This window comes from Salinimicrobium oceani, assembly GCF_012037645.1.
On sequence record NZ_JAAVJR010000668.1, the window covers coordinates 1 to 443 of the forward strand.

The following is a 443-nucleotide window of genomic DNA, read 5'->3' on the forward strand; positions in this document are numbered from 1 at the left end:
TACGCGATGTTCCAGCCCCGGAGTACCCGGTACTGCCCAATCTCTGGCAAGAGTGATCTCATCCCGGTTATATGGATGCCAGTCTTCCTTACCTTCTTTAACCAACCTGGTTTTTATTTCAGGAAGGTCTTCTACTTTTCTAATTTTCCAGGGTGCAGATCCGTTTGCAATATATCCGTCGGTTAGCAGCACTACCGGAGTCATATGTTCCAAAGCAAGTTTTGCAGCCTGGTAAGCATAGGTAAAGCAGTTGGCCGGAGTACTTGCAGCGATCACGATCACCGGACTTTCCCCGTTGCGGCCATACATTGCCTGGAGAAGATCAGATTGTTCAGTTTTTGTGGGTAAACCGGTAGATGGTCCTCCGCGTTGCACGTTCACTACCACAAGCGGAAGTTCTATCATCATCGCCAGGCCAAGAGCTTCTCCTTTAAGAGCAAGTC

1 pseudogene is annotated in these 443 nt (G+C 49.0%); it reads right to left on the reverse strand.

Annotated features, from left to right (window positions below):
* Positions 1 to 443 (reverse strand): annotated as a pseudogene (locus HC175_RS18795) (2-oxoacid:acceptor oxidoreductase subunit alpha); the annotation flags it as partial.